General features: G+C 68.3%; 2 protein-coding genes. Both read left to right on the top strand.

What is annotated here, in order from left to right:
* The first annotated feature begins 107 nt into the window (after positions 1-107).
* Positions 108-1,049, top strand: coding sequence for a DUF1403 family protein (locus AC5ZGW_RS46165; protein WP_130231918.1), 942 nt, complete (start codon positions 108-110; stop codon positions 1,047-1,049).
* 1 nt (position 1,050) lies between these two features.
* Positions 1,051-1,670, top strand: a 620-nt coding sequence (gene scpB, locus AC5ZGW_RS46160) for an SMC-Scp complex subunit ScpB (RefSeq protein WP_496114164.1), incomplete at its 3' end; no start/stop codon positions are given.

Below are 1,670 nucleotides of genomic sequence, written 5' to 3'. Positions count from 1 at the left end.
AAAACGAACGATAAGGCAACATTATCGCTCGTTGTTATCCACCGACAGGCGCGGCGGTTTGTGGCGTTTTTGATGGTGTAAAGCGCCGTGACCGATTACCATTCGTCATGCCGTCCCGCGTGCGAACCCTCCCTGACCCCCCACCGACCTTCCCGCCCTTTCCAACCTGGGGCCGGCAGGCCTTATCCGGGCAATCCGTTGATGATGCGACGTTTTTCGCCGGTGCGGCACTGGCCGCGATCCATCCGATCGCCCGCAGCGAGCACCCGCTCGGCCTGCTCTGGCGCCATCGTCTGTCGCTCGCCGATGCCGCCGTGCTCGCCCGGCATGGCGGCCGCACCGAGGACGAGGCGACGCTGCGCGACCATTGGTATCTGCGCCGCGAGACCGATGACCCCGGCCCGGGCGGGCGCATCCTCAAGGCGTGGCGGTATCTCGGCGAGCGCGCCGCCATGGTGCCGGACGACTGGATGATCACGCTGGCCCTTCGGTTCGAACTGAGCTTCGACGACGCGTTCGTGGACGTCGTCACCGCCGCAGCGAAGCTGGCGGCGGGACAGGGGAGCGCCGTCGCGGCCGCCGCCGAGATCGCGGCGATGAGCATGCGCTTCGTCCCTGCAAGCGAACCGCTGGCCTTGTGGCTTGCCGACATCGTGCTCGCCCACCGCCTGAAATGGCCGATCGCCGTGCCGCTGATCGCCGGCCAAGTTCGACGCGGCGATCTGCGCGCCGCGGGCAAGGTTGGCGGCCCGGACGAGGCCTGGTTGGCGGCCTGCGCGCTGGCCTATGCACGCGCCGCCGCAGCCGCATCGGATCTCTACGCCGACCTCGTGCGGCGGGCCAACCGGCTGCTCGCGGCCGCACCGAAGCTGCGCGGCCGCGACGCCGGCAGGATGGTCCTGATCCTGCTGATGGAAGACGCCCAGGCGGCGCGCCCAGGCAAGACCGCGAGCGACCGCAGCACGCGACGGCTGTTCGAACGACTGGTGTCGCTCGGCGCGGTGCGCGAGCTCACGGGACGGCCGACGTTTCGATTGTACGGGCTCTGAGATGGGACGGCGCGCGCGATCGAAAGCGGATCTCGACACCGAGCTCGCCGACCTGCCGCCGGAGCTGCGCTGGCGCGAATGGATGGGCCGGGTCGAGGCCGTCATCTTCGCCTCGCCGGCGCCGGTGACGCGTGAGGTGCTGACGCGCGTCGTCGGCCGCGATTGCAACCTCGATCTCATCATCGACGACATCCGCGACGAGCTCCGCGGCCGGCCTTACGAGCTCGTATCCGTCGCCGGCGGCTGGCAGCACCGCACCCGGAAAAACTTCGCCGAGGCGATCCGGGCGGCGATTGGCACTGCCGGCGGCGACAAGGCGTTGTCGCAGACCGAAGCGCTGATCCTCGCCTGCATCGCCTATTACCAGCCGATCAATCGCAGCGAATTGTCATCCTTCTTCGGCAAGGAGGTCAGCCGCGATACCATCGCCCGTCTGCGCGGATTGGGGTTCATCGCGAGCGGCCCGCGCAGCCCGCAACCCGGCGCGCCCTACACCTACGTGACCACCAAGGGCTTCCTGTCGCACTTCGGCCTGGAGACGCTGCGCGATCTTCCGGATATGGAAGCGCTGGAGGACGCCGGCCTGCTCAGTAAAGATAAAATGTTGGCTGGGGAGTTTCC

This window comes from Bradyrhizobium sp. Crot121 (assembly GCF_059512385.1).
The sequence above is the reverse complement of the archived record's forward strand: the minus strand, read 5'-3'. Positions and strand labels throughout refer to the sequence as shown.